The 25,618-nt window shown below is 71.4% G+C and carries 26 protein-coding genes; 12 read left to right on the plus strand and 14 right to left on the minus strand.

Annotation, left to right across the window (positions count from 1 at the left end):
* Nucleotides 1–57: 57 nt before the first annotated feature.
* Nucleotides 58–804, minus strand: coding sequence for a GntR family transcriptional regulator (locus tag AB0I38_RS20665; protein WP_358470106.1), 747 nt, complete (start codon nucleotides 802–804; stop codon nucleotides 58–60).
* A gap of 112 nt (nucleotides 805–916) precedes the next feature.
* On the opposite strand from AB0I38_RS20665, the gene AB0I38_RS20670 reads away from it, so the two are divergent.
* From AB0I38_RS20670 to AB0I38_RS20695, 6 genes are read left to right on the plus strand one after another with little or no spacing between them, the layout of a single operon-like run.
* On the plus strand, nucleotides 917–2,065 hold the full coding sequence (locus AB0I38_RS20670) for an ABC transporter substrate-binding protein (protein ID WP_358470109.1): 1,149 nt from the start codon (nucleotides 917–919) through the stop codon (nucleotides 2,063–2,065).
* Nucleotides 2,062–2,886, plus strand: coding sequence for an ABC transporter permease (locus AB0I38_RS20675; RefSeq protein ID WP_358470112.1), 825 nt, complete (start codon nucleotides 2,062–2,064; stop codon nucleotides 2,884–2,886). Before AB0I38_RS20670 ends, AB0I38_RS20675 begins: the two co-directional genes overlap by 4 nt.
* Entirely contained in the window at nucleotides 2,874–3,725 is an 852-nt protein-coding gene (locus AB0I38_RS20680; protein WP_358470115.1) for an ABC transporter permease, read from the plus strand. The genes AB0I38_RS20675 and AB0I38_RS20680 overlap by 13 nt, the downstream gene beginning before the upstream one ends.
* Complete coding sequence (locus tag AB0I38_RS20685) at nucleotides 3,722–4,792, plus strand: ABC transporter ATP-binding protein (protein WP_358470118.1); 1,071 nt, start codon at nucleotides 3,722–3,724, stop codon at nucleotides 4,790–4,792. The genes AB0I38_RS20680 and AB0I38_RS20685 overlap by 4 nt, the downstream gene beginning before the upstream one ends.
* On the plus strand, nucleotides 4,782–5,420 hold the full coding sequence (locus AB0I38_RS20690; RefSeq protein ID WP_358470121.1) for an HAD family hydrolase: 639 nt from the start codon (nucleotides 4,782–4,784) through the stop codon (nucleotides 5,418–5,420). The genes AB0I38_RS20685 and AB0I38_RS20690 overlap by 11 nt, the downstream gene beginning before the upstream one ends.
* 6 nt (nucleotides 5,421–5,426) lie before the next feature.
* On the plus strand, nucleotides 5,427–7,043 hold the full coding sequence (locus AB0I38_RS20695; RefSeq protein ID WP_358470124.1) for a serine/threonine-protein kinase: 1,617 nt from the start codon (nucleotides 5,427–5,429) through the stop codon (nucleotides 7,041–7,043).
* Between the two features lie 110 nt (nucleotides 7,044–7,153).
* Here the strand turns inward: AB0I38_RS20695 and AB0I38_RS20700 are convergent, their stop codons facing one another.
* Complete coding sequence (locus tag AB0I38_RS20700; RefSeq protein WP_358470127.1) at nucleotides 7,154–8,260, minus strand: hypothetical protein; 1,107 nt, start codon at nucleotides 8,258–8,260, stop codon at nucleotides 7,154–7,156.
* Nucleotides 8,257–8,775 (minus strand): SigE family RNA polymerase sigma factor, encoded by a 519-nt coding sequence (locus AB0I38_RS20705; RefSeq protein ID WP_358470130.1) that lies wholly within the window; start codon nucleotides 8,773–8,775, stop codon nucleotides 8,257–8,259. Before AB0I38_RS20705 ends, AB0I38_RS20700 begins: the two co-directional genes overlap by 4 nt.
* 117 nt (nucleotides 8,776–8,892) lie before the next feature.
* Here AB0I38_RS20705 and AB0I38_RS20710 point away from each other — a divergent pair, with 117 nt between their 5' ends.
* The gene (locus tag AB0I38_RS20710) at nucleotides 8,893–9,840 is read left to right on the plus strand and encodes a quinone oxidoreductase family protein (RefSeq protein WP_358470133.1); all 948 of its coding nucleotides are present in this window, start codon (nucleotides 8,893–8,895) and stop codon (nucleotides 9,838–9,840) included.
* Nucleotides 9,841–9,951: 111 nt separating this feature from the next.
* Here AB0I38_RS20710 and AB0I38_RS20715 read toward each other — a convergent pair whose 3' ends face one another.
* On the minus strand, nucleotides 9,952–11,268 hold the full coding sequence (locus AB0I38_RS20715; RefSeq protein ID WP_358470136.1) for a M64 family metallopeptidase: 1,317 nt from the start codon (nucleotides 11,266–11,268) through the stop codon (nucleotides 9,952–9,954).
* Nucleotides 11,269–11,516: 248 nt separating this feature from the next.
* Nucleotides 11,517–12,770 carry an alpha/beta fold hydrolase gene (locus AB0I38_RS20720; RefSeq protein WP_358470139.1) on the minus strand — a complete coding sequence of 418 codons (1,254 nt, stop codon included), beginning with the start codon at nucleotides 12,768–12,770 and terminating at the stop codon, nucleotides 11,517–11,519.
* 125 nt (nucleotides 12,771–12,895) lie between these two features.
* On the opposite strand from AB0I38_RS20720, the gene AB0I38_RS20725 reads away from it, so the two are divergent.
* Nucleotides 12,896–13,897: a LysR family transcriptional regulator gene (locus AB0I38_RS20725; RefSeq protein ID WP_358470142.1), complete on the plus strand. Its 1,002-nt coding sequence runs from the start codon at nucleotides 12,896–12,898 to the stop codon at nucleotides 13,895–13,897.
* A 103-nt stretch (nucleotides 13,898–14,000) separates the two neighbouring features.
* On the opposite strand, the gene AB0I38_RS20730 is transcribed toward AB0I38_RS20725, so the two are convergent.
* The 3 genes from AB0I38_RS20730 to AB0I38_RS20740 are packed head-to-tail and all read right to left on the minus strand — an operon-like array spanning nucleotide 14,001 to nucleotide 16,697.
* The gene (locus AB0I38_RS20730) at nucleotides 14,001–15,014 is read right to left on the minus strand and encodes a PucR family transcriptional regulator (protein ID WP_358470145.1); all 1,014 of its coding nucleotides are present in this window, start codon (nucleotides 15,012–15,014) and stop codon (nucleotides 14,001–14,003) included.
* 2 nt (nucleotides 15,015–15,016) lie between these two features.
* Entirely contained in the window at nucleotides 15,017–15,808 is a 792-nt protein-coding gene (locus tag AB0I38_RS20735) for an ABC transporter permease subunit (RefSeq protein ID WP_358470148.1), read from the minus strand.
* Entirely contained in the window at nucleotides 15,786–16,697 is a 912-nt protein-coding gene (locus AB0I38_RS20740; protein ID WP_358470151.1) for an ABC transporter ATP-binding protein, read from the minus strand. Before AB0I38_RS20740 ends, AB0I38_RS20735 begins: the two co-directional genes overlap by 23 nt.
* A 141-nt stretch (nucleotides 16,698–16,838) precedes the next feature.
* On the opposite strand from AB0I38_RS20740, the gene AB0I38_RS20745 reads away from it, so the two are divergent.
* From AB0I38_RS20745 to AB0I38_RS20760, 4 genes are all read left to right on the plus strand, one after another.
* Entirely contained in the window at nucleotides 16,839–17,651 is an 813-nt protein-coding gene (locus AB0I38_RS20745; protein WP_358470154.1) for a patatin-like phospholipase family protein, read from the plus strand.
* Nucleotides 17,652–17,676: 25 nt separating this feature from the next.
* On the plus strand, nucleotides 17,677–18,693 hold the full coding sequence (locus AB0I38_RS20750) for a 1-acyl-sn-glycerol-3-phosphate acyltransferase (protein ID WP_358470156.1): 1,017 nt from the start codon (nucleotides 17,677–17,679) through the stop codon (nucleotides 18,691–18,693).
* A 131-nt stretch (nucleotides 18,694–18,824) separates the two neighbouring features.
* Entirely contained in the window at nucleotides 18,825–20,204 is a 1,380-nt protein-coding gene (locus tag AB0I38_RS20755) for an MFS transporter (RefSeq protein ID WP_358470159.1), read from the plus strand.
* Nucleotides 20,205–20,572: 368 nt separating this feature from the next.
* Nucleotides 20,573–21,028, plus strand: a complete 456-nt coding sequence (locus AB0I38_RS20760) for an ATP-binding protein (protein ID WP_358470162.1) — start codon at nucleotides 20,573–20,575, stop codon at nucleotides 21,026–21,028.
* 3 nt (nucleotides 21,029–21,031) lie between these two features.
* Here the strand turns inward: AB0I38_RS20760 and AB0I38_RS20765 are convergent, their stop codons facing one another.
* The 6 genes from AB0I38_RS20765 to AB0I38_RS20790 form a co-directional block, all read right to left on the minus strand.
* The gene (locus AB0I38_RS20765) at nucleotides 21,032–21,619 is read right to left on the minus strand and encodes a S26 family signal peptidase (protein ID WP_358470165.1); all 588 of its coding nucleotides are present in this window, start codon (nucleotides 21,617–21,619) and stop codon (nucleotides 21,032–21,034) included.
* Nucleotides 21,616–23,478 carry an ABC transporter ATP-binding protein gene (locus AB0I38_RS20770; protein WP_358470168.1) on the minus strand — a complete coding sequence of 621 codons (1,863 nt, stop codon included), beginning with the start codon at nucleotides 23,476–23,478 and terminating at the stop codon, nucleotides 21,616–21,618. The genes AB0I38_RS20765 and AB0I38_RS20770 overlap by 4 nt, the downstream gene beginning before the upstream one ends.
* On the minus strand, nucleotides 23,475–23,927 hold the full coding sequence (locus AB0I38_RS20775; RefSeq protein ID WP_358470171.1) for a TlpA disulfide reductase family protein: 453 nt from the start codon (nucleotides 23,925–23,927) through the stop codon (nucleotides 23,475–23,477). Before AB0I38_RS20775 ends, AB0I38_RS20770 begins: the two co-directional genes overlap by 4 nt.
* On the minus strand, nucleotides 23,899–24,639 hold the full coding sequence (locus tag AB0I38_RS20780; protein ID WP_358470174.1) for a MauE/DoxX family redox-associated membrane protein: 741 nt from the start codon (nucleotides 24,637–24,639) through the stop codon (nucleotides 23,899–23,901). The genes AB0I38_RS20775 and AB0I38_RS20780 overlap by 29 nt, the downstream gene beginning before the upstream one ends.
* Nucleotides 24,612–24,815, minus strand: coding sequence for a hypothetical protein (locus AB0I38_RS20785; RefSeq protein ID WP_189127506.1), 204 nt, complete (start codon nucleotides 24,813–24,815; stop codon nucleotides 24,612–24,614). Before AB0I38_RS20785 ends, AB0I38_RS20780 begins: the two co-directional genes overlap by 28 nt.
* Nucleotides 24,816–25,169: 354 nt before the next feature.
* On the minus strand, nucleotides 25,170–25,571 hold the full coding sequence (locus AB0I38_RS20790; protein ID WP_358470177.1) for a hypothetical protein: 402 nt from the start codon (nucleotides 25,569–25,571) through the stop codon (nucleotides 25,170–25,172).
* Between the last annotated feature and the right edge of the window lie 47 nt (nucleotides 25,572–25,618).

The following is a 25,618-nucleotide window of genomic DNA, read 5'->3' on the forward strand; positions in this document are numbered from 1 at the left end:
GGTGCCTGTGCTGAGCCACCCGGGGGAAGGCGGGCGCTATGTATCGAACATATGTTCTTAGCCTCCGAAGCGCAAGTCGCCCGCCTGCCGCACCAGTGGATTGGCGCCGATCGAGTTGCGGACACTGAACTCCACGCTGCCCGCCCGGTAGCGGTCGTCCGACCACTCCACCGGCCTGCCCTCGTGCGTGGTGGTGATCCGGCGCTGCCGCAGGAGCGGGCTGCCGCGCCGTACCCCCAGCAGGCGGGCGTCGTGCGCGCCGGCCGAGACCGCGTCGATGAGGTGCTCGCCGTAGGCGAAGACCAGCCCGACCGAGGCGCGCAGCGCCTCCGTGACCGACTCGCAGTCGGCCGGCAGTCGTTCGACGGCGGCGGCCGTCCAGCCGGCGTAGGCGGTCCGCTCGACCAGCACCGGCTCACCCTCCAGCGAGCGCACCCGCAGCACCTCCAGCACCTCCTCGCAGCCGAGCCGGGCGGACTCGGCCGGCGTCGCCGGCCTGCGACGCTGACTGATCACCTGGCCGCCGAAGCGGTAGCCGTTGGCGCGGGCCCACTGGGCGAAGCTGTGCAGCTCGGCGAAACTCTGGCTGCGGGCGTGGCCCAGCACGATGCGCCTGGCCCCCTGGCGCGATCCGACCAGCCCTTCGGCGACGAGCAGAGCCACCGCCTGTCGCACGGTGCCGCGGGCGGCGGAGTAGCGCGCGGCCAGCTCCGATTCGGTGGGCAGCTGCGAGCCGACCGGATGGACGCCGCCGAGGATCTCGTCGCGCAGCTCAGCGGCGATCCGTTCATAGCGGGAGACCATCCGCGATCCTTCCCGTTCACGAAAGAGCAATCTTTATGGGACTTACTAGTGCTGGCTTGTTTGTACAAGCTCCCCTAAATTCTTTCCACACCCCCCGGAGAGTGGAGACGACGTGTTCACACCTCGCGCCCGTGTGGCAGGCGTTGTAGCAGCACTTGCGGTAGTCACCGCGGCCTGCGGCGCCGCGCCCGGCACCGACCAGCCGACGGCGGAGGGCGGGGTCAACGCGCGCACCGCCACCTCCGCCGCCGACTTCGGCGGCCTGGACAAGCTCGTGGAGGCGGCCAAGAAGGAGGGCGACCTTCACGTCATCGCGCTGCCGCCCGACTGGGCCAACTACGGCGAGATCATCAAGTCGTTCGAGGCCAAGTACGGCATCAAGATCGAGAGCGAGGACCCCGACGCCGCCAGCGCCGACGAGATCAACGCCGTCAAGACCCGCAAGGGCCAGGACCGGGCCCCCGACGTGCTCGACCTCGGCCAGTCGTTCGCGATCAGCGGCGCCGCCGAGGGCCTGTTCGCCCCGTACAAGGTGCAGACGTTCGACAAGATCCCCGAGGGCCAGAAGGAGCCCACCGGGCTCTGGACCAACGACTACGGCGGCTACATCTCCATCGGCTGCGACGCCAAGAAGATCGCCACCTGCCCGACGAGCTTCGCCGACCTGCTCAAGCCCGAGTACAAGGGCAAGGTCGCGCTCAACGGCAACCCCACCAAGTCGGGCTCGGCGTTCGCCGGCGTCTACGCCGCGTCGATCGCGAGCGGCGGCTCGTTCGACGACATCCAGCCGGGTCTCGACTTCTTCAAGAAGCTGAAGGAGGCGGGCAACTTCAACCCGGTCGAGACCACCCCGGCGACGATCGAGAAGGGCGAGACCCAGATCAGCATCGACTGGGACTACAACAACGCCGCCTACGCGCCCCAGATGGCGGCCAAGGGTCTCGACTGGAAGGTCAACGTGCCGAGCGACGGCAAATACTTCCAGATGTACGCGCAGGCCATCAACAAGGACGCCCCGCACCCGGCGGCGGCCCGCCTGTGGCAGGAGTACCTTTACAGCTCCGAGGGCCAGAACCTCTACCTGAAGGGCTTCGCCCGGCCGGTGCTGCTGCCCGCGATGGAGGCCGACGGCACGGTCGACAAGGCCGCGGCCGAGGCACTGCCCAAGGTCGAGGGCACGCCCACGTTCCCGACGCCCGCCCAGGTCGACGCGGCCAAGGCCAAGCTGGCCAGCGGCTGGGACGCGGCCATCTCCGGATGACGACCAGGTCCAAGGGGTGGCTCGGCGCGCTGCCCCTGTTCGCCTTCTACGCGTTCGTCTTCGGCGTCCCGCTGGTCGCGCTGCTGGTGGGCGCGTTCACCTCGCAGGGGCGGCCGACGCTCGAGAACATGCGGCAGAGCCTGCAGGGCGGCAACCTGACCTCGATGGCCGGCAGCGTGCAGGTGTCGGCCGTCGTGGCGCTGCTGGGCGCCGTGCTCGGCACGTTCCTCGCCTACGCGGTCGTGACCTCCAGGTTCACGGCGTTGCGGCAGTCGGTGCTGACGGCGTCCGGCGTGCTGGCCAACTTCGGCGGCGTCCCGCTGGCCTTCTTCTGGGTGGCCACGCTGGGCAACTCCGGCGTGGTGAGCGGGCTGCTCGGGCTGCCCTCGGGCGCGCTCTACACCTTCTGGGGCCTGGTCGTGGTCTACCTCTACTTCTCGGTCCCGTTGATGGTGCTGGTCATGGCGCCCGCGCTCGACGGGCTGCGGCCGCAGTGGCGCGAGGCGGCGGCCGGCAACGGCGCCACCGCCTGGCACTACTGGCGCTACGTCGGCCTGCCGGTGCTGACGCCCGCGCTGCTCGGCGGCGTGGTGCTGCTGTTCGGGTCGGCGTTCGCGGCCTACGCCACAGCGGCGGCCATGGGCGCCGGCACGGTCGTGCCGCTGGTCACGCTGAAGATCGCGAACGCGCTGACCAGCGACGTGCTGATCGGCCAGGAGAACGTCGCGCTCGCGCTCAGCCTCAACATGATCGTGATCGCGGGCCTGGTCATGGCGGTCTACCTGCCGCTGCAGAAGAGGAGCACCCGATGGCTGCGGTGACGGGCCTGGAGCAGCCGCTGGTCACGGCCGCGCCCCCGGCCACCCGGCCGCGGGCCTGGCGGATGCTGGTCTTCCTGCTGGCCGGGCTCTATTTCCTGGTGCCGCTCGGGGCGTCGCTCTGGTACACGATCTACACCCCGACCGCCGGGGTGTCGTTCGCCGCCTACGGCGAGCTGCTGACCGCCGAGGGCTTCGCCGGGAGCCTGGCCCTCTCACTGGGGCTCGGGCTCGCCACGATCGTGCTCGTCCTGCTGCTCACGCTGCCCGCGATGCTGGCCGTACGACTCTTCACGCCGCGGCTGCGGCCGGTCATGGAAGTGCTCTGCACGCTGCCGCTGGTGGTGCCGCCGATCACCTTCGTGGCCGGGCTCGGCACCTCGCTGCGCGCCGGGGCCGACGTGCTGGCTCCGACGCCGTTCTGGGCCACGCTGATCGCGGTGCAGGATCCGGCGTTCCCGATCGTGCTGGTCCTGGCGTACGTGGTGCTGGTGCTGCCGTTCGTCTACCGGTCGCTGGACGCGGGGCTGCGCACGATGGACGTGCGGACGCTGGTCGAGGCGGCCCGCAACCTGGGCGCGTCGTGGCCGCACGTGATGTTCCGGGTCATCATCCCCAACCTGCGCTCGGCCCTGGCCAGCGCGTCGTTCCTCACGCTCGCCCTGGTGTTCGGCGAGTTCACCGTGGCCAGGCTGCTCGGCTACCAGCCGTTCGCGGTGTGGATCGTGACGATCTCCGGCTCCAGAGGGCAGCTGTCGGTCGCGGTCTCGATCCTCAGCCTGCTGCTCATCTGGCTGCTGCTGCTCGCGGTCTCCAGCGCGTTCGGGAGGGAGAAGAAATGACGTCCAAGGTGGAGTTCCGCGGGCTACGGCGGATCTTCGGCAAGACGGTCGCGCTGGACGGCCTCGACCTGACCATCGAGCCGGGCGAGTTCGTGGCCCTGCTCGGCCCGTCGGGCTGCGGCAAGACGACCGCGCTGCGGTGCGTCGCCGGGTTCGAACGGCCCGACTCGGGAGCCGTGCTCGTCGACGGCAAGGACATCACCGACGTCCCGGCCAGCAAGCGCGACGCCGGCATGGTCTTCCAGTCCTACTCGCTCTTCCCCAACCTCAACGCCCGCGACAACGTCGCCTTCGGCCTGCGGGTCCGCCGGGTGCCCGTCGCCACCAGGCGGGCCAAGGCCGCCGAGCTGCTGGAGCTGGTCGGCCTGCCCGACCACGCCGAGCGCTACCCCCACCAGCTGTCCGGCGGCCAGCAGCAGCGCGTCGCCCTGGCCCGCGCGCTCGCCCTGGAGCCGCGCGTCCTGCTGCTCGACGAGCCGCTGTCGGCGCTGGACGCGAAGGTACGCGTCTCGCTGCGCGAGGAGATCCGCCGCCTCCAGCTCGACCTCGGCATCACCACCGTCTTCGTCACCCACGACCAGGAGGAGGCCCTGTCGATCGCCGACCGGGTCGCGGTGCTGCGCGAGGGCCGGCTGGAGCAGGTCGGCCCGCCCGCCGAGGTGTACGACCGGCCGGCCACGCCGTTCGTCGCCGAGTTCGTCGGCACCATGAACCACCTGGCCGGGCAGGTCTCCGGCGACCAGGTGACCGTCCTCGGCCAGGTCCTGCCCGTCGACGGCACGGCCCCGGCCGACCCTGACGTGGACGTGCTGGTCCGCCCGGAGGCGGTGCGGGTCACGCCGGACGCAGGCGGCGCCGCCGAGGTGATCGCCGCGTCCTTCCGTGGCGCGTCCGTCCGGCTGCGGCTGGCCCTGGCAGGCGGCGAGGTGCTCGCCGACGTGCCCGGTCACGAGGCCGTACGCCTGACGCCCGGCACCCGGGTCGGCGTGCGGCTGGTCGAACGACCCGTCCTGGTGGCGGCCCGGACGGTCACGGTCCCGGCGCCCGCCACGGCCGATGCCGTCTGAGGTGCCCGCCCAGCCGCCTCCGGAGTCCGCCTCCGAACCACCGCGGGCCGTCCTGTTCGACCTGGACGGCACTCTGGTCGACACCGAGACCCTCTGGTGGCAGACCACGGAGGCGGTGGCCGGGTCGCTGGGCGTGACGCTCGGACCCGCCGACGTGCCCCACGTCCTCGGCCGCATGATCGAGGACGTGGCGGCGTACCTGGTGGAGACCGCCCGCGCCGGTGAGCGGGCCGAGGTCGGGCGGCGCCTCACCGACGCCTTCGCCGACCGCGTCGGCCGGGGCGTCGACGTGGTGCCGGGCGCCGTCGACCTGCTCGCCGGGCTGTCCGCGCGGGGCATCCCCACCGCCCTGGTCAGCGCCTCGCCCCGCCGCATCGTCGAACTGGTGCTGCCCAGGCTCCGCCACGAGTTCGACCTGGTCATCGCCGCCGAGGACGCCGTCCGCGGCAAGCCGTCCCCCGACCCCTACCTGGAGGCGGCCCGCCGGCTCGGCGTGGACCCGCGCCGCTGCGTCGCCGTCGAGGACAGCCCGCCCGGCATCGCCGCCGCCACCGCCGCCGGCTGCCACGTCCTCATCGCCGACCCCGTGTCGGGACTGCCCGGACTTCACGCCATGTCGGTAAGCTAGCCCGCCGTGAGCCGTGAATCATCCCACATCGGGCGCTACAAGCTGTTGAGCGTGCTGGGCCGGGGCGGAATGGGCACGGTCTACCTTGCCGAGGACGCCACCGGGCAGCAGGTCGCCGTCAAAGTGATCAATCCCGAGCTCAGCCAGCACGAGCAGTTCAGGATGCGTTTTCGCAGGGAGGCCGACGCCGCCCGCCGAGTGCGCAGGTTCTGCACGGCCGCGGTGCTGGAGGCGGCGCTCGACGGCGACCAGCTCTACGTCGTCACCGAGTACGTCCCGGGGCCCAGCCTGGAGGACGCGGTGCGGCAGTCGGGGCCGCTCAAGGGGTCGAGCCTCGACGCGCTGGCCGTCAGCGTGGCGACCGGGCTGACCGCCATCCACGGGGCCGGGGTGGTGCACCGCGATCTCAAGCCGTCCAACGTGCTGCTGTCACCGGTCGGGCCGCGAGTGATCGACTTCGGCATCGCCCGGGCGCTCGACACGCTGGGCGGGGTCACCGGCACCGGAGAGCTCGTCGGCACGCCCCGCTACATGGCGCCCGAGGTGCTGCGCGGCATGCCGGTCTCACCGGCCTGCGACGTGTTCTCGTGGGGCTGTCTGGTGGCCTACGCCGCCAGCGGGAAGGCGCCGTTTCCCGGCGACGCGCTGCCCACGATCGTCTACCAGGTGCTCAACACCGAGCCCAACCTCGACGCCGTCGAACCGGCGATGCGCGACCTGGTCAGGGCCGCGCTGCGCAAGGACCCCGCCGGGCGGCCGACCGCGCAGCAGCTGCTCGACCATCTCGTGGGGCGCTCGGCCGAGCCGGAGCAGGCCGCCAGGAACGTACAGGTGGCGTGGCAGCAGCACACCACGCCGCTGACCCAGGTCGGCTCCTACCGCGCCGGCAGGGCCCGGCTCGTCATGGGGCTCGCCGTGGCCGCGGCGGTGGTCATGGGCGTGGGCGTGGGGGCATGGGCGTTGCTCACACCTGGCGGCCCGCCCGAGCTCCCGATGCTCTACCAGGAGGACTTCACGCAGACCTCCGGCGGCTGGAACGGCAGATACGACCCCGAGGACACGACCAGCTACGGCTACCGGACCGACGGCACCTACGGCCTCGACGTCGGGGAGAACCGCGAGGAGCGCTGGGGCCAGGCCCCTCTGCCGTTCCTGTACGAAAAGCCCACCTCCTCCCCCAACTCGACGGCCAGCCCGACGCCGATGCTGCCCGAGACCGTGGTCATCGGCGTCACCGCCGAGGTCAAGCACATCACCGGCAGCGGCGAGTACGGCGTCTACTGCCACGCCGTCGATGCCGACACCTACTACGAGTTCGGGCTCGACACGACGGGCAACGCCCGTATCCGGCGAGTCTTCGACGGCTCGGGCGGCACCCTGGCCCAGCCGGTCAAGGTCGACGACCTGCAGGGCAGGGCCCGCATCGAGGCCGCCTGCGAGCGGCGCGGCAACGGCATGCGGCTGACGATGTGGGTGAACGGCGACCGGATCCACCAGGTCGACGACCCCAACGGCATCGGCAACGGCGCCGTCGGGGTGTTCGCGCGTACGCCGAAGGGCGGCTCGTCACTGATGAAGACGACGTTCGACGACTTCGAGCTGCGCGGTCAGAAGGACCCCTGAGCCACTCCGGGCATCCGGCCTGGAGAAGACAAGACATGGCAGACGCTGCGGGCGGCGTAGTGCCGCCAGGTCGCGCACGGCGTCGCCTGCAGCGGCTCTGGCCGCCCCGCTTATCGGCTCGCGACCCCGGGCAGTACCAGCCCCCTGCGGCTCCGATCTACCGGGTAGCGGGCCATCTGGTGGGCCTGGCCGGTCTTGACGTTGACCGCGTACGTGCGGACGTCGTCCCGGCTCTGGTAGACGACCGCGACCTCGGATCCGCTGGTCCACAGAGCGGTGTTCACCATAGCTTTGTCACCGCCTGCGGGCAGCCCGCGGATGGACACCTTCCGCAGGATCCGTCCGCTCTTGGCGTCGAGCACGGTGAGCCTGCGCTTGGTGTGGTCCGGCCACTCGATGGCTGCCACCGTGCGGCCATCCGGGGCGATCTCGCTGAACATGATGAACTTCCCGTCGAAGCGCACCGGCCGGCCTCCGCCGGTGACCGGCATCCGCCACAGGTCGGTCTTGACGTAACGGACCAGCACGGCAACGCCGCCCTTGATGCTGACCACCTCGTACTTGCCGTCCACCGGCCGGCTCTTGCCGGTGCGCACGTCGATCAGCAACCCGGGATCCTTGGTCCCCTCGCGCGGATCGAAGATCACGTAGCGGCCGTCGTCGGAGAGCGCCAGCATGGAGCCCATGCCGATCCGCTCCTCCTTCACCGTGACAGGCGAGGTCACCTGCGTGCCGCCCACCAGATCGCGGACCACGTGCGCCTGGGCCTGGCGGTTGTAGTAGACGAGCATGCGCCCGTCCCTGCTGATCGCGACGGGCACGTCGTTGTCCTTGGCGGTGCTGACCAGCGCCTGCGGCATCCGGTACGTCCTGCCGCTCCGGGTGACGACCCGCCACTCCACCGTGCCGCAATCGATGCGGACCGGGTTGCTCTGGGTCTCGCAGGGCGTCCGGAACGCGTACGCGATCGGTCCCACTGCCCCGTCCGGCAGGTCGGGAACGCCGTCCACCCGCTGCGGCGTGGCCGTACGGTCGGCTCGCTGCCACGGCAGCGCGACGGCGGTGCTCGCCACGCCGACCACCGCGACCGTCACGACGGCGGCCAGCACGGCGGTGCCCCGCCGCCTGCGCCGGTTGCCCGCTACGGCCACGTCGGCCAAATCCACCAATGGCGCCTCCGCGGCGATGCCGTCCAGCGCCTCACGCAGCCTCGTCATCGGGCTACCTCCTCCATCTCCGAGTCGTTCAGCAGACAGGCCAGTTCGGGCGCGAACGCCCGCAGGCGGGCCAGCGCGTGATGGGCCTGGCTCTTGACGGTGCCGGGCGAGCAGCCGAGCGCCTCGGCGGTCTGCGCTTCGGTCAGGTCCTCCCAGAACCGCAGCACGATCACGGCCCGCTGCCTGGGCGCCAGCCTGGCGAGAGCCTGGCGCAACACGATCCGATGGAGCGCGGCGTCGTCATGGGAGGCGCCACGCTCTGGCAGCTCGGTGCTCGGCACCTCCGGCCGCAGCCGGCGCTTCCACGAGATGTACTGGTTGACGAGCGCCTTGCGGGTGTACGCCTCGGGGTTGCCGCCGCGGGACAGCTTGGGCCACTTGCCCGCGACCTTGATCAGGACGCTCTGCAGCAGGTCCTCGGCGAGGTGCGCGTCTCCCGTGAGCAAGTACGCCGTCCGCACCAGCGCCTGCTGGCGGGCGAGCACGAACTCGCGGAAGTCGTCGTGACGATCCAATGTGATCTCCTCTCACCCGTTCCAACGCGACCCACCGGACGAAAGGTTGTTGCCCATTTCCCAGGCGTACGGGGAGCCCCGTGGAATACGCGGTTACGGGCGGGGTTGACTAGGAGCATGCGTGCCATAGTCATCGCCGCCCAGGGCGGTCCAGAGGTCCTCGAATACGCCGAGCATCCCGATCCCGTGCCGGGAGAGGGCGAGGTGGTGGTCGACGTCGCGGCGAGCGGGGTCAACTTCATCGACATCTACCACCGCTCCGGGGCCTATCCCCTGTCCCTGCCGAGCCCGATCGGGACGGAGGGAGCCGGTGTCGTCTCCGCCGTGGGGCCGGGTGTCCGCGACGTGGCCGTGGGCGACACCGTGGCCTGGGTGAACGTGCTCGGCAGCTACGCCGAGAAGGCCGTGGTGCCCGCCGGCCGGGTGGTGCCGGTGCCCGACGGGGTGCCGGCCGAGGTGGCCGCCGCCGCGATGCTCCAGGGGATGACGGCCCACTACCTCACGCACTCCACGCACGAGGTGCGCGAGGGCGACAACGTGCTCGTGCACGCCGCCGCCGGAGGCATGGGCCAGTTGCTCACCCAGCTGGCCAAGCTCAGGGGCGCCAGGGTGTTCGCCACGGTGTCGACCGAGGAGAAGGAGAAGCTGGCCCGCGAGGCGGGAGCCGACGAGGTGCTGCGCTACGACGACTTCGCCGAGGCGCTGCGCGACCGGATGGACGTCGTCTACGACGGGGTGGGTGCCACCACGTTCGACGGTGGGCTGGTGGCGCTCCGGCCGCGCGGCCTCATGGCGCTGTTCGGAGCGGCCAGCGGACCGGTGCCGCCGGTCGATCCGCAGCGGCTCAACCAGAACGGGTCGCTCTTCCTCACCCGGCCGACCCTGGTGCACTACATCGCCGAGCGGGACGAGCTGCTGCGGCGGTCCTCCGACGTGTTCGGCTGGATCGCCTCCGGCGAGCTGAAGATCAACGTCTCCCATCGCTACCCGCTGGCGGAGGCCGCACGGGCGCACGAGGACCTGGCCGCCCGCCGCACCACGGGCAAACTGTTGCTCGTCCCGTAGCCGAGCCGGGGCGGAAGCCGAAAACCCGGGAACCCGCCCGCGACGTCCGGCTGTCGCGGGCGGGTCCGGTCCGGGAGGTTCACCGCCGGCACTGTGCGGCGGGCGCGGGAGCTACTTCTTGGGCCCGTGCTTGTAGTCGATCTTCCAGGTGATCGAGGTGGTCAGGGTGTCGGCGCGGTACCCGGGGTCGCGCACGAAGTCCGTGGAGTCGGAGACGGTGACGGTGTAGGTGCACTCGCCCTTCTTCCGCTCCAGGTCCTTACGGCCGCACCACGGCGCCTCGGGCTTCCCCTTCGGCTTCTTGGCCAGGACGTCGACCGAGGTGGCCCCGGCCCACTCGGTGATCTCCTTGCCGTTGACGGACCAGCGGGTGGACACGGTCGGGATGTCCACGTGGGTGACCGACAGCTTGGCGGGCGCCCGCACCGGCTTGGCGCTCGGCGTGGCCGCGTCGACGAGACCGGTCGTCTCGTAGAACTTGCGGGTCATCTCCTCGCTGCCGACCAGGTTGAACGGCCTGCGCAGGGACCGCATCATCGAGTTGTCGCTGGGCCGGTAGATGCCGAGGTTGTTGTAGTACGCGCCCTCGAACGTGCCGATGGCGCCGCCGTCCGGAGTCTCGGCGCCCAGCCAGCGCCACCACTTGGCCTGCTGGGCCGCCTGCTGCTCGGCGTTGAGGATCGAGATGTTGCGCTCCGCCGGCTCCGGGCCGGTGTAGGTGCTGCCGTCGTCGGGATAGGCCCAGTAGGGGTACTCGTCGGCCAGGTCGCCGAGGGAGTGGCCGAGCTCGTGCGGCAGGATCTCCGCGCCGGAGGCGTGGCCGCCGGAGAAGGTGACCAGCTCCTCATCCGTGTAGCCGGCGCCGCCGTACGTGGTGCTGTTGATGACGACGGCGATCTGGTCGTAGGCCGGGGCGAGCGCGGCGTAGGACTGGGCGATGGGGACGTCGATGCAGATCAGCCGGGCCAGGCCCTCGCAGTAGTACTCGCCGTTGAGCGCGGTGTCCTTCCGCACGCCCTCGGTCGGGTCGTTGTCGGAGCCGGACTCGTTGGAGACGACGTTGACCTGCCAGACGTTGAACAACTTGCGGTAGGTCTTGAACGGCTCGCGCTGCGCGAGCACCTCCCAGCTGTGGGCCACCTGGGAGGTGTAGAGGTCCTGCTCGGCCGCGGTGAAGCCGTCGCCGAGGTAGACCAGGTCGATCCGCTTGTCGCTGGGACCGTTGACCTCGATGGGCGTCACGGTGCCGGTCGGCGCGGCCAGGCCCCTCTGGTTGGCGTCGGTCTTCGGGATCTCGACATAGCCCTGGGGCGCGTCCTCGCCGAAGACCTCGACCCTTCGTGTGTCCGGGTCATCCGCGTACGCGGGTGCGGCCGACAGGCAGGTGGCCAGGAGAAGGCTCCCGACAGCCAAGCTCAATGTGCGCATGGAGTTCCTCCATTAGGGGGCTATGGCGCAGATTGTTGGCCATCCTGAATCACGGGGCGGTAACGCTGGGATGTCGAGCCGGTGAGCCGCGAAGCACGCTCCGAGAACACCCAGCTCAGGCAGGGAGATAACGCGTGAGTTATCCGTGTTCGGGATGAGGGCGACATCCTCTGCCATAACCCTCCAGTTATGGCAGAGCGGGAGCTATGCGGCCGTCCGGCGAGAAGCGACGATGGCAGGGGCCGGGCTCACCGCCGCGCCATCGCGATGAGCCGGTCGAGTACGCCCGCGTCCGCCTTCAGGCCGTCGTGGGCGTACTCGTTGGTGATCCACCAGGTCAGGCCACGTACCATGCCTGCCGTGCGGAGGGAGTGGTCGCGGTCCACGTACATGTCGTCGTAGTAGATCACCGCGGACACGGGCACCTCGTTGCGGGCCAGCCGGTCCGGATCGTACAGGGCCGGCCAGGATCGGCAGGCGGCCAGCTCCTCGGCGCAGGCGCGCAGCGGCACGAGCGCCGAATCCTCCTCGAAGTGCCACGGAAAGATCATCTCACCGAAGAACCGGACCTGCCCGCCCAGCTCCACGTCGAACTCCGGAAACTCGCCGAGCACGCGGTGCGCGGCCCAGCCGGAGGCCGCGCCCTGGCAGTACGCGGCCTCGTGCAACAGCGCGTACAACGGATACTCCGTGTAGGACACCAACGCGTCCACCCGGCGCAGGAACACGTCGGACAGCGTCTTCTCGTCGGCGAACGCCTCCTCCAGCAGGTGGTGGAGCGTGTCGAAGGTGGACTCCACGCCGAACGTGATGCCGAGGCTCTGGAAGCGCCGCGGGGTCAGCCGCCCGCCACCGGGCAGGAGCTCCTCGCACCGCCCGAGGTGGTCGGCCACCCGGCGGGCGACGGCCAGGTCCTCTGGGTAGCGGGCGAAGAACCGGTCGTTGTGCGCCAGGACCCGGGGATAGGCGGCCCGGTACACCTCCTCGGGACCCGCCGTCAGCGAGGGCAGCCCGCCCGCGATCATGACTTCGCGCAGCCCTTCGGGGGCCAGGGACAGGTAGGTGAGCGCGCAGAAGCCGCCGAAGCTCTGCCCGAGCACGCTCCACGGGCGATCGCCGGCCAGGTGCGCGCGGAACAGCTCGGCGTCCCTGACGATGGAGTCGGCCCGGAAGTGCCGCAGGTAGGCGGCCGGGTCGTCGAGGCGGGCCAGCGACCGCCGGTTGGCGGGCGTGCTGCGCCCGGTGCCCCGCTGGTCCAGCAGCAGCACCCGGTAGTCGCGGGTGGCGCGGCGCAACCAGGCGACCGGCGACCGCGGCGCGCTGTGGCCCGGACCGCCCTGCAGGTAGAGCAGCCAGGGCAGGTCCCTCCCACCGCGGTCCGCGGCGCCCACCTCGCGGCCGAACACCTCGATCACCGGCCCGTCCGGGCGCGCGTGGTCGAGCGGGACGGTGATCGTGTGCTCGGTGAAGACAAAACCGGAGCGGTGGTACGTCACAGGCATGAAGATCCTTTCTGGGAACCGGCGGGTCACCCTGAACTCTGCGGCAGGCGAGCGGGCCGCGTCTTATCCCAGGGAGGGATAAATCATGCGTTATATCGCACAGGATCTCGCACTAGGTTGAGTACATGCAGCTGGAGTTACGGCATCTGCGGACCCTGTGCGAGATCTCTGACGCGGGCAGTCTGAGCAAGGCCGCGGCCGCCCTTGGCGTCTCGCAGCCCGCTCTCACCGCCCAGCTGCAGCGGATCGAGTCGACGCTCGGCGGCCAGGTCTACCGGCGCAGCCGGCTGGGGGTGACGCCCACCCCGTTCGGGCAGTTCGTGCTCATCCGGGCGAGGTCGGCGTTGCAGACCGTCGACGAGCTGATGACGGGCGTCATGCCGTCGACCGGCCACGCGGCCCAGGCCCGGCTCGGCGGCTATGCCAATCCGGTGCTCAGTGGGCTGCTGCGGCGGCTGTTCGAGGTGCCGGGCGCCGCCATCACCGTGCATACCGAGCACTCCCCCCGGCTGCTCCTCGACCTGCTCACCTCGCGGCGGCTGGACGCCGCCACCCTGGTCGACTATCCCGGTCACGAGCTGCCCATCCCCGCCTCGGTGGGCGTGCGTCCCGTCGCCGTGGAGCCGGTCTTCGTCGCCATGGCCGCCGCCCATCCCCTCGCCTCGCTGGACGAGGTGCCCCTCGCCCGGCTGGGCGACGACAGCTGGGTGCTGTCGCCCCCGGACGGCGCCGGCTGGCCGGAGTGCTTCGTCGCGGCCTGCCGGGACGCCGGGTTCGCGCCGAGCGTGCGGCACATCATGATCGAGGTGCCGATGATCCGTGTCCTCATCGCCGGCGGGCAGGCCGTCTCGCCGTGCCAGGCCACGTTCACGCCCGGAGACGGCATCGTGGTCCGCCCGCTGGCCGGGACGCCCCTCTGGATCCGGCACCTGGTGGCCTGGCGGCACGACGGCTCGCTCGCGCACCGCGCCGACGAGCTGGCGACTCTGGCCGCCGAGGCCCACGAGGAGGCGCTGTCGGGTCACCCCGTCTACGCCGCCTGGCGAGCCCGCCGGTCCGGCGCGGCGCCCGGCCCCGGGCCTGGCCGCCCGGCTCCCACGGCCCCTCCTGCCTTGAGCGGCTCGTGAGCGGCCGGCAAGCCGGGTCCTTGAGCGGCTCGTGAGCGGCCGGCGAGCCGGGTCCTTGAGCTCGTTCGTGAGCCTGGGGCCTTGAGCGGCTCGCGAGCCGGGATCAGGGCCAGGGCCAGTCGAGCAGCCGGGCGCCGAGGACGGCCGTCTCCAGCGTGAAGCGCTGCGTGGGGTCCTCGGGCGAGAAACCGGTCAGGCGGCGGATGCGTTCGAGGCGGTAGGTGATGGCGCGCGCGCTGAGCCCGAGGCGGCGCGCGGCCGCCGCGTGGTTGCCGTGCGAGGCGAAGACCGCTTCCAGGGTCTCCAGCAGCGGCTCGTGCCCGCCCCGGGTGTGCAGCAACGGGCTCAGCACGCTCGTCACCAGGTCCTCCATGGCGCCCCGGTCGCGCAGCAGCACGGGGAAGACGAGCAGGTCGGCGGCCTTGACGACGTCGGGCCGCAGGCCGAGCCGGTCGGCCAGGTCGAGCGCGCCCACGGCCTCCCGGTAGGAGGCGACCACGCCGCCGGGCCCGCGCTGCGGGCGCCCGATCCCGACCCGCCAGCCGGGCGCGAACCGGGCGCGCACGTGGTGGGTGAACTCCCCCACCGCCGCCGGGAGCGTGGCCGGGACCACGCAGACGAGCCGCCCGTCGCGGACCGCGACCAGGACGTTGTGCGAGCCGAACCGGGCGATCAGGTCGCGTTCGATCCGGTCCTGGTCGCCGTCCTTGAGGCCGCAGGCCACCGCCACCACGTACGACTCGGCCAGCCGCAGCCCGAAGTGCTCGGCCCGCTCGGCCAGCCGTTCGGCCCGGCCCAGGAGCAGGTCGTCGACGAACTCCCTGCGGGCCGCCTCCTCCTCGCGGAAGGCGACCAGCTGCGCCTGCTCGTACCCCTCCATCAGGGCCGCGACGGCGCGGCGGAGAGCGGGCAGCACCGCGTCGCCGGCCATGCCCTCGGCCGCCGCGAGGGCGGCGTCGACCAGCGACCGCAGCGGGACCCCGAGCCGGGCGGCCCGCCCGCCGGCCTCGCGGTAGCGGTCGAGCGTGACCCGGCCGGGCAGCCGTCCGGTGGCGACCGCCTCGGCCAGCACCTGTAAGTGCTCGCCGAGCAGGTCGGCGGGCCCTTCTGGGGTCACGGTCAGACTCCTACGTCGCGCCTGTCGAAGGCGAGGACCGCCGTGAGCGCCAGCACGGCCGTCGCGGCTGCCAGCACCAGGTAGTCACCGGCCGGGAGACCCTCGTACAGCGGCCTGCCCTCGGCGTAGTAGTGGAACGGCGAGACCCACTTGAGCCAGGCGATGGCCTCGACGTTCCGGCCGATCGTGACGACCATGTAGCCGAGCACGGCCCAGACGCCCATGACCGCCGAGGCGGCCGCCCTGCGGCCGGTGGCCGCGCCCACCGCCAGCGTCACCGTGCCGAAGAGCAGCGCGAGCAGGTAGACCCCGAGATGGGCGGCGAGGATCCGGTCGAAGCCGACGCCCATGCCGACGGCCTCCGCCATCGCCCAGGTCACCAGCAGGGTCACGGCGGCCACGGCGAGCAGTCCGAGCGCGATCGCGGCGAACCTCTCCAGCACCAGCCGCCTGCGGTCGATGGGCAGCGTGACGATCAGCTCCAGCGTGCCCGCCTCCTCGGGGCCGGCCAGCGCCCGGCCCGCCAGGACCATCGCGCAGACGACGAACAGGAACGGCACGAAGAGCTGGTAGACCACCGACTGCAGGTAGCCAGTGCCGGAGGTGAAGTCCTCGAGGCCGCCCATGAGATCACGGAGCGCCCCGGGGAACTTGGCCAGGCCGGCCGGGCCGTAGATCTCCGGGCTCTGCTTGATGCTCTGGTAGGTGCCGAGGTAGAGCGCCATGAAGGCGCCGATGCCGATCGTCCACCAGATGAGCGTCCTGCGCCAGTCACGCAGACACTTGGCGATCATGATCGTGGTCCTCCCCGCTGTAGTAGGTGAGGAAGATCTCCTCCAGGTCGGGCTCGGCGCTGACCAGGTGCACGACGGTGAAGCGGGCGGCGGCCTTGATCAGGGGGTCCGGCCGGCCGTCGATGGTGCAGCGTACGCTGGCGCCCGTCACCCGCAGGTCGCGCACGCCCGGCAGGTGCTCGAACGCCTCGCGCGGCACGGGGGCGTCGAAGTGGAACTCCACCCGGCGCACCGCCTTCTCGCGCAGCGCGGCCACGTTCTCGACCGCGACCAGGCGGCCGGCCCGTACGATGCCCACCCGGTCGGAGACGTGCTCCACCTCGGCGAGCACGTGCGAGGACATCAGCACCGTGCGGCCGGAGGCGCGCACCTCGCGGACCATGGCGAGGAACTCCTGCTGCACCAGGGGGTCGAGCCCGCCGGTCGGCTCGTCCAGGATGAGGAACTCCGGCTCGTGCATGAACGCCTGGATCAACCCGATCTTCTGCCTGTTGCCCTTGGAGAGCTTGCGCATGGGCACCGACAGGTCGGCGTCCAGCCGTTCGGCCAGCGCGTCGATCCGGCTGCCCGGCACTCCGCCGCGTACCCTGCCGAGGAACTCCAGGTAGGCGCGGCCCGGCTCGCGCTCCTCCAGCGCCAGGTCGCCCGGCAGGTAGCCGATCCGGCGCCGGACCGCGGCCTCCCGCGAGTCGGCGCCGAGGACGCGGACGTGGCCGCGGGTCGGCCTGATCACGTCGAGCAGTAACCGGATCGTGGTCGTCTTGCCCGCGCCGTTCGGACCCAGGTAGCCGAAGATCTCGCCCGGCTGGATGTCGAGCGTGAGATCCTCCAGGCCCCTGCGCCTCCCGTAGTACTTCGTCAGCCCCTCGGCCCGCACCACTGCTGTCATGCCGACATGGTCCCGCGCCGGGGATGACGGTGTCATGGGCGCATCTCGGCAGCCGCCGGGCGGCCTGCCTTCCGGCATCCGGCAACCCCCGCCGCCGGGGGTGGTCGACGCGGGCGGGCGGGCGCTGCGAGAGTGATCCCCGTGGAGACCGCGTTCGTGCTCGGTGGTGGCGGCGTGCTGGGCGCGCACGAGGTAGGCATGCTCAGGGCCCTCGACGAGGCGGGCATCGTGCCCGACCTGGTCGTCGGCACGTCCGTGGGGGCGCTCAACGGGGTGCTGATCGCGGCCGACCCCGGCGACGCGGCCGACCGGCTGACGTCGCTGTGGCGTTCGGAGATCGTCCGTACGGCCTTCGCCGGGTCGTGGGTCACCCGGCTGTCCACGCTGGCCAGGACCGGCACCCACCTGCACGCGATCGGGCCGCTGCGCGACCTGCTGGGCGGCATGCTGCCGGTGTCGCTGATCGAGGAGCTCGCGGTGCCGTTCCAGTGCGTGGCGGCCTCGGTCGAGCGGGCCTGCGCCCACTGGTTCACCGGCGGGCCACTGGTCGACGCGGTGCTGGCGTCGTGCGCGGTGCCGGGCCTGCTGCCGCCGGTGGAGATCGGCGGCGAACACTTCCTCGACGGCGGCCTGGTGCACAGCATCCCGGTGGGCCGGGCCGTGCACCTGGGGGCCAAGCGCGTCTACGTGCTCCACGTCGGACGGATCGAGCAGCCGCTGAGCGTGCCACGACGGCCGTGGGAGGTGGGGATGGTGGCGTTCGAGATCGCCCGGCGGCACCGGTTCACCGAGGAGATGGCCTCGCTGCCACCCGGGGTCGAGGTGCACGTGCTCCCGGCGGGCGAGCCGCGTCCGCTGTCGCCGCTGCGCTACCGGGATCCCACGCAGATCTCCGCGTATATCGACCGGGCCTACGACGCTTCTTCCCGATATTTACGGACAAGAGGAGAATGAAGCCCTGCCCCCAGGGAGGCCGACGTTGCTCCCCCCACGCGTCTTCCGCCGCCTCATCCTCGCTCCACTGATCATCGTCGTCACCGTCTTCATGGTGGTGACGCTGCCGCTCTGGCTGGTCGTGACGGCCGCCGCCTCGCTGCACCTGCCGCCGCCGCAGCGCAGGGGGCCGCGGTTCGTCTGGTTCGGGGTGGCCTGGCTGACGCTCGAGTCGGCGGTGCTGATCGCCTGCCTGTGGCTCTGGCTCACCGGCGGGTTCGGCCGTGACCGGCATCAGGAACGCCACTACGGGCTGATCAAGTGGTTCCTGACCAGGGTGTACGGGCTCGCGGTGCGGATCTTCCGGCTGTCGGTGGACATCCAGGAGCCGCTGCCCACGCCCGAGGAGCAGGCGGCCCGGCTGACGCGGCCGGTGATCGTGCTCTCACGGCACGCCGGTCCCGGCGACTCCTTTTTACTGATTTATCATCTTCTAGCGCTCTATAGCAGGCGACCGCGGATCGTGATGAAGGCGGCGCTGCAGTTCGACCCCACGCTGGACGTGGTGATCAACCGGCTGCCCAACGCCTTCGTGCCCCGCAGGGCCGCCCAGAGCGGGATCATTGAGGAGATCCGCCGGCTGGCCGCCACCATGGACGAGCGCGACGCGCTGGTGATCTTCCCCGAGGGCGGCAACTTCACCCCGCGCCGCCAGCGTCTGGCGATCAGGCGGCTGGAGCAGAAGGGGCTGGCCGAGGAGGCGGCGCGGGCGCGCGGCATGGACCACCTGCTGCCGCCCCGGCCGGGCGGCGCGGTCGCGGCCATCCAGGCCTGCCCGTCGGCCGACGTGATCTTCGTGGCGCACACCGGGCTGGACGACCTGATCACGGTGGCCGACCTGTGGCGCAAGCTCCCGGTCAGCGCGCACATCACCGCCCAGTGGTGGCGGGTCCCCGCGGACCAGGTGCCGCGCGAGCGGGAGGCGCAGATCCGCTGGCTGTACGCCCAGTGGGAGCTCATCGACGCCTGGATCAGCGCCCAGCGGATGGCGCGGACGAGCTGATCACACGGAGCCCCTCTCACGTGGCGGCTCCTCTCACAAATCACCCATTTACGAATCCTGTGACTTCTGCCACTCTGGCTAGAACGTTCACCTAGAACGAGATTCTAGAGTTGCCTCGCGAAAGGACTCGTATGGTCGGGACGTTCGGATCGCATCGCACGGGGGAGATCGACGCGGACAAACCCGCGCCATTCGGCTGGGCACCGCTTGTCGTCCTGTTCATCGTCGGGCTCGTCGATCGCATCGAGTACAACCTGCTGTCCGGCGTGCTGCCGCTGGTGCAGAAGGAGTGGGGTTTCAGCGACACCGCCGCGGGCTCCATCCCCACGGCCGCCGCGCTCGCGGGCGCGCTGGTCGCGCTGCCCGCCGGCTACCTGGCCGACCGGCGCAACCGCACCCGCATCATCGCCACCGTGGTCGTCATCTGGGCCGTGGCGACGCTCGGCTCGGGCCTCGCGACGGGGTTCGCGATGTTCTACCTGATGCGCGTGCTGCTCGCCGCGGCCGAGAACATCGACAACCCCGCCTCGGGCAGCCTGCTCGCCGACTACTACCCGCCGGTCAGCCGGGCCAAGGCGTACGGGCTGACGCGGGTCACGACCTACCTGGGCGGCGTCGGCACCCTGCTCGGCGGTGTCCTCGGGCAGGCGTACGGCTGGCGCAGCGCGTTCCTCATCATGGTCGTCCCTGGGCTGGTGACGGCCTGGCTCGTCTGGCGGCTGCGCGAACCCGGCCGAGGCGAGCTGGACCGGCTGGTCGCCAGGCTCGCCCCGTCCGCCGGCGCCGCGGCACCGGCCGCGACCCCCATGACGCCGCCGACCGTGCCGCCGGACGGGCACTCGGACGACGCCGTTCCCGCCACGAAGCCGCCGTTCTGGCCGCAGGTCCGCCAGGTGCTGTCGATCCCCACGCTGCTCTTCGTCTGCGCGGGGCTCAGCCTGCTCACGCTGGGCCTGGCCGGCGTCTTCTACTGGCTGCCGTCGCTGATGGTGCGCACGTTCGGCGTGGGCGCCGGCGCCGCCGGGTCGCTCAGCGGCCTGATCACCATCGCGGGCACGCTGGCGGGCACCCTGATCGGCTCATGGCTGGGCCGCAGGTGGCACGGCACCCGCAAGGGCGGCCGGCTGCTCGCCGGTGGCGGCGGCATCACGATCGGCTCCGCCGTGCTGGCGCTCGCGCTCTCCATGGACTCGATCGCCGGACTCACGGTCCTGACCCTGCTGGCCTGCTCGCTCATGTCGATCGCCATCCCGAACATGATGGCCTGCGTCGCGGACGTCGTACCGGCGAGCGCGCGCGGGCTCGGCTTCGGCGTGCTGCAACTGCTGATCACGGCGGGCGGCGCGTTCGGCTCGCTGATCGTGGGCATCGCCTCCGACCGGATGGGCTCGCTGCTATCCGGCATGTACATCCTGGTGCCGGCGATGGTGATCGGCGGCCTGCTCACCCTCGGAGCCCGCGCCTCCTTCGAACGCGACGCCGCCAAGGTCCTGGACGCGGCACGCGGCTGACGGACCACGCCGGGGCGGTGGGCGCCACGCGCGACCGCCCCGGCAGCGGTAGCTCAAAGAGAACGGCCACCCGCCGCTCGCGGTGCGCCACGCCCGCGACGAGGTGACCGTCCTCCGTTTTCCCGTCGCCGGCCCTGCCGTCCTCCGGCGTGACCCGTTGCCCGCGTGACCCCATCGGCGCCCCGCGAGGGCGAAACCCCGGTCCGGGCAAGGGCGAGTACGCGGAGAGTCGGCGAAGTGGCATGCTTCGCCGGATTTCAGCCCATGGACGCGGCCCTCAAAACGCGGTATTGGTAATGGACTCACTACCGAGAGTAATTAGGGCCTGTCAAGCTCGACGCGGCGAATCCGAGACCGGGAGAACGTACATGAAAGAGGCGCTCAAGGCCCGTACGGCACTGGCCGAGCACCGCCCCGTGCCTGACCGGCTCCTTCCCATGCTCGGCGACAGGTGGATCCCGCGCGCCGGCAGGTGCCTCTCCTCCGCCCGCCGGTTCGTGCGCGACGTCGCCCTCGACTGGCAGGCGGGGCAGGACGTCGCGGAGGTGGCCGAGCTCCTGGTCTCCGAGCTGGTCACCAACGCCATCACGCACGGCGGCGAGGGCGCCGTCCGCGTCTCGGTCATGCGCGAGCGCGAGCTGATCGTGGTCGACGTGCACGACGCCTGCCCGACGCTCCCCTGCCTTCGCCTGGCCGGCCGGTTCGATGTCGGCGGACGAGGGCTCGCCATCGTCCAGACCCTCTCCCACGACTGGGGCTGGACCGTCACCCAGCACGGCAAGTCCGTCTGGTTCCAGCTCATCGCCTGGCCCGAGAGCTCCTGACGGTCACGAGCGGGTCAGACGGCGCACGACCACGCCCACGAGCCGGTCCGGAGTCACGTAGCCCGACTGGCGCGAGTCGAAGGAGCGGCTCGGGTTGTCGCCGAGAACGACCAGGTGCCCGGGGGGCACGACCGCGTCGGCGACGGAACGCAGCGCCGGGCACCGCTCGCGCGGCACCGGATCGCCGGGCACCGCGATGGCCCGCTTGAGCATCCACCGGGCAGCCTCGACGCGGTGACCCTCGGGACCGGGGGCGTTCGGGTCACCGCCGTCACGAGCCTGGAAGCCGGCGCCGTTCAGGGCGCCGCCGTCACGAGCCTCGGAACCAGCGCCGTTCGGGTCACCGGCGTGATGGGCCTCGAAGCCCTGCCAGGTGCCGGGGGGCGCGGCGGCGAAGACCACGACCTGACCGGGCCGCACGTGGGTGACCGGGATCCGCCGGATCAGCACCCGTTCGCCGTGATCGTACGTGGGCCGCATGCTCAGGCCCGACACCGTGATCACGACGTACCTGCGACGTGCCCACAGCAGCAGGGCGGCGAGCAGCGCCACGGCGCAGACCGCCATCAAGGCGATATACCAGCCCGTCATCCGGGCTCCCCAGAGGCGAGTGCGGCGTATCCGGCCGCCTGCAAGGTGAACATCCGGGCGTAGAGGCCGTCGGCGGCCAGCAGGCCGGCGTGGTCGCCCTGCTCGACGATCTCGTCGCCCGACAGGACGACGATGAAGTCGGCGTCCCGGACGGCGCCGAGCCGGTGCGTGATGAGCACGTTGGTGCGCCCGGCCCGCAGCCGGCGCAGCCGGGTGTGGATGTCGTGCTCGGCCTCGGCGTCCAGCCCCGCGCTGGGCTCGTCGAGGATCATGAGGTCGCGCTCGTCGCGGACGAGCGCCCGGGCCAGGGCCAGGCGCTGCCACTGCCCGCCCGACAGTGTCACGCCCGTCTGCGGATCGTCGTCGATGGAGTCGCTCGAGAACATCCGGGTCAGCAGCGTGTCGTAGCCGCGCGGAAGCTCGGTGACCGTGTCGTGGACCCCTGCGTGGCGGGCCGCGGTCTCGATCCGGCCGTGGTCGCCGCGCGCCGTCAGATCGCCGACGGCGATGTTGTCGGCGGCGCTGAAGTCGTACGCCATGAAGTCCTGGAAGACGGCGCCGATGCGGGCGCGCAGCCGGTCGATGGGGACGTCACGGATGTCGACGCCGTCCCAGAGGATCGCCCCCTCGGTCGGGTCGTAGAACCGGCACAGCAGCTTGACCAGCGTGCTCTTACCGGCCCCGTTGCGGCCGACGAGGGCCACCGAGGCGCCGCGCGGGATGTACAGGTTGATGCCGCGCAGCACCCAGGGATGGTCGTCGCTGTAGCGGAACCACACGTCGCGCAGCTCGATGCCGTCGCGCAGCGGCGGCAGCTCCCGTGGCGTCGCCGGAGACGGGAGATCGCGGCCGGCCCCGGTGACGGCCGTGTAGTGGCCGAACATCAGCAGCAGCCGGTGGGTCTCGGCGGTGGCGTGGACCAGCCCGTTGAGCGCGCCCTGAACACCCGCGACCGCGGCGACGAACACGGACACGTCACCCACGGTGAACCCGCCCCGCCCGGCGGACACCAGGATCCAGATCAGCCCGCCACCGGAGACGAGCGCCGCCAGCAGCGCGAGGGCACCCTGCGCACCCAGCTCGCGGCGGTCGAGGACCCGGTGGGCGTGGTTGGTCTGACGCAGCTGGGAGTTCATCCGGCCGCGCAGGTAGCCGCCGAGGTCGAACAGCCGGATCTCCTTGGCCGCCTCCACCGTCGTCAGCAGCTCGCTGTAGAAGAACCGCCAGCGTTCGGCGGGCTCGATGCGCAGCATCGTCTCGGCCCGCTGGCGGGAGATGCGGAGCTCGATGACCAGGGCGGGGGCCGCCGCCACCAGCACGACGACGGTGAACAACGGGCTGATCAGGGCCAGCGAGGCGACGAACCCGACCAGGGTGACCACGTCACGGCCCAGGCCGAACATCGCGCCGGCGATCTGCCCCGGCGACCGGGCGCTGTGCTGCGCGAGCCGCAGCCGGTCCAGGAACGCCGGCTCCTCGAACCGCCCCAGACCGACGAACCGCTCCACGGCGGCGAACAGCTCGTCCTGGGCCCGCAGCCCGACCCGCCGGTCCACCTCGCTCTGGAGGTACTGGCCGAGGTGCGGGAGCACCGCGTTGACCACGCCCACGCAGGCCAGGCCGATCGCGAGCCCCACCACGGCGCCGACCGGGCCCGGCGCGACCAGCCGATCGAGGACGATCTTGGTCAGCCAGGCCGCCACGACCGGGACGACGCCGCCGGCCAGCGTGATCGCCGAGAAGCCGGCCAGTTGCCCGGGCGCGGCCTGCCAGACCAGCCGCAGCGCCTTGGCGCCGCTGACCAGCAGCTCGCGCCGGCCGGGCCGGGCACCGCCGGTGGCGGCCCGGCCCGCGCTCACGCCTCCGCCGTGACGAGGAGCTGGTCCAGGTCACCTCCGATGACGCGCACCACGCCCTCGGCGTCGACCACGCAGAACGCCGGGAAGGCGTGCACCTTGAAGGCGTTCGCCAGGGGATGGTCGGCGCTTTCCACGACGACCCGGGCGACCGGGGCCAGCGCCTCGGCCATCTCCTTCACTCCGGCCGCCTCGGGCTCACCGGACTCGTTGACGACGACGGCGAGCACCTGCTGCCGGTCGAAGTCCCGAGCCCGCGCCTGCTCGACGAACACCGGCATCTTCTCCCGGCAAGGGGCGCAACTCGGGCTGAAGAAGGCCACCACGGTCTCCCCGGCCAGCAGGGCCCGCGACACCGGCTCGCCGTCCGTGGTCGTGGCGGCGAACTCGCCGACCTGTTCGCCGAGCATCTGCAGCGAATCGTCATGACCGCCGCTGAGAACCTTCTCCAACTGTGCCGTGTGCTCCTTGAGCCGGCGGATGACGCCGAACGTCAGGAGCAGGTTCAGCAGGCACAGCACTCCTACCAGGACCACTGCGGCGACGAGAAAGGGCATCGTGCTTTCCTCTCTGCGCTCCGCGGCCGTCGGCGGCGGGAGGCGCGAACAGCTCGGCCAGATCATCAATGCGGATCAACAACACGCCCACCACCAGGGCCGCCACGACCACGATCGCGATGCCGCCGGGATGCGGCGAGCCGATCCGCCCGTCGGCGGTGACCAGGCCGGCGAACGAGGCCGCCAGCAGCACCCCGTTGCGTACGAGGTGGCGACCGGAGAGCGGCGCCGACGACGCGCCGAAGCATCGGCAGGACGTGCTGACGCCACGGCGTAAGGAGGCCGCGATGGCGACGCTGAAGCAGGTCAGCAACCCGATGGCGAGGGCGAAGCCGGCCCGTGCGGTGTACGGCACGGCGACCAGCAGGGCCGTCGCCGCCTCCGCGACGACGACCACCAGTGCGGTTGTTCTGGCGACGGAATCGCTTATCCCACGCGCCCGTACGGAGCCGGCGAGGACGTGCGTAGCGGCGGCGAACTCGCGGAACGCCGCGCGACCGCGCGCCTTACTCCCTGCCGACAGCGCGAAAACGAGGGCCACGAGACAGGCGCAGCCGATCGCCGGATAGTCCACTGCGTTCAGCAGCAGGCTGCCTTGTAGGAGCACTGCAGGCAGTTGCCACCGGCCGTGCAGTCGGTGCAGCGGTAGCAGCGGGTGCACTCCCTGCAGGAGTACCAGTAGTTGTAGGCACAGTTGCACGTGCAGCTTCCGGCGGACGCCTCCGCCTTCGGCACGAACAACGTGAGTAACCGGTCGCTGATGCTTTGGATGGCCGACACCATGATTGTTCTCCTCGCGCCTTCAGATGGGTGTGCTAGCGGATTCGTGCGTCAAGCTCGTCGGGGTCGTCGGCATGGCCGACTCGCGTACGGGAACTCCGTTTTCGACTTACTTGACCGGATCTCAACCACGAGGGTGACAAAATCCCCTTTTTCGGTATTTTCCCCCTTTCTGGGACGTTAGGAAGATTATTGAGGGAGCCCCACTTCTCGATCAAGAGGGCCGGCGTTATTGGTGCCGTTCTACCGCGCCGACCGCCTCTCGCCGTTCGGATATCTCAACACCTCGACCGCCGCGACTTGTCGGAACGCACCACCCCGGGGCCGATACCAGGAGCGCATTCTGAAACCGCCGCGTCACCCCTGCTGCCGCTCCTTCATCTCCGCCTCGTAGATGTGCCGCACCCCGCCCGCCAACTCGTCCCTGACCCTCTGCTCCAGCTCGATGAAGTGCCGGTGGTAACCGTCGTCGTACTCCTCGACCACCTGGAACGTCCACCGGCCGGCCAGCACGTCGCGGCCGAGGAGTTCGGCGGTCAGCAGGTCGGCCTGCGCGTCGCGCCCCGCCGCGCGCAGCGCCTCGATGGCCTCTTCCAGCTCGCGATGGGCGGTCCCGGTCAACTGGTGGAAGGCGTACAGGTGCCCGCGGGCCCGCTGGACCGTCTCCAGCGCGCACGACAGCGCGCCCAGCGCGTCGACGGTCGCGTCGTCGAGTCCCCGGGGGCGGCGACCGCGCCAGTCGGCTGTTTCGTCACTCATGCGAGGACCGTTCCCCGCCCGCGTCACCCCTACCGTCGCCCCACCGC

The organism is Nonomuraea cavernae (assembly GCF_040655715.1).
Taxonomy (GTDB): Bacteria; Actinomycetota; Actinomycetes; order Streptosporangiales; family Streptosporangiaceae; genus Nonomuraea; species Nonomuraea cavernae_A.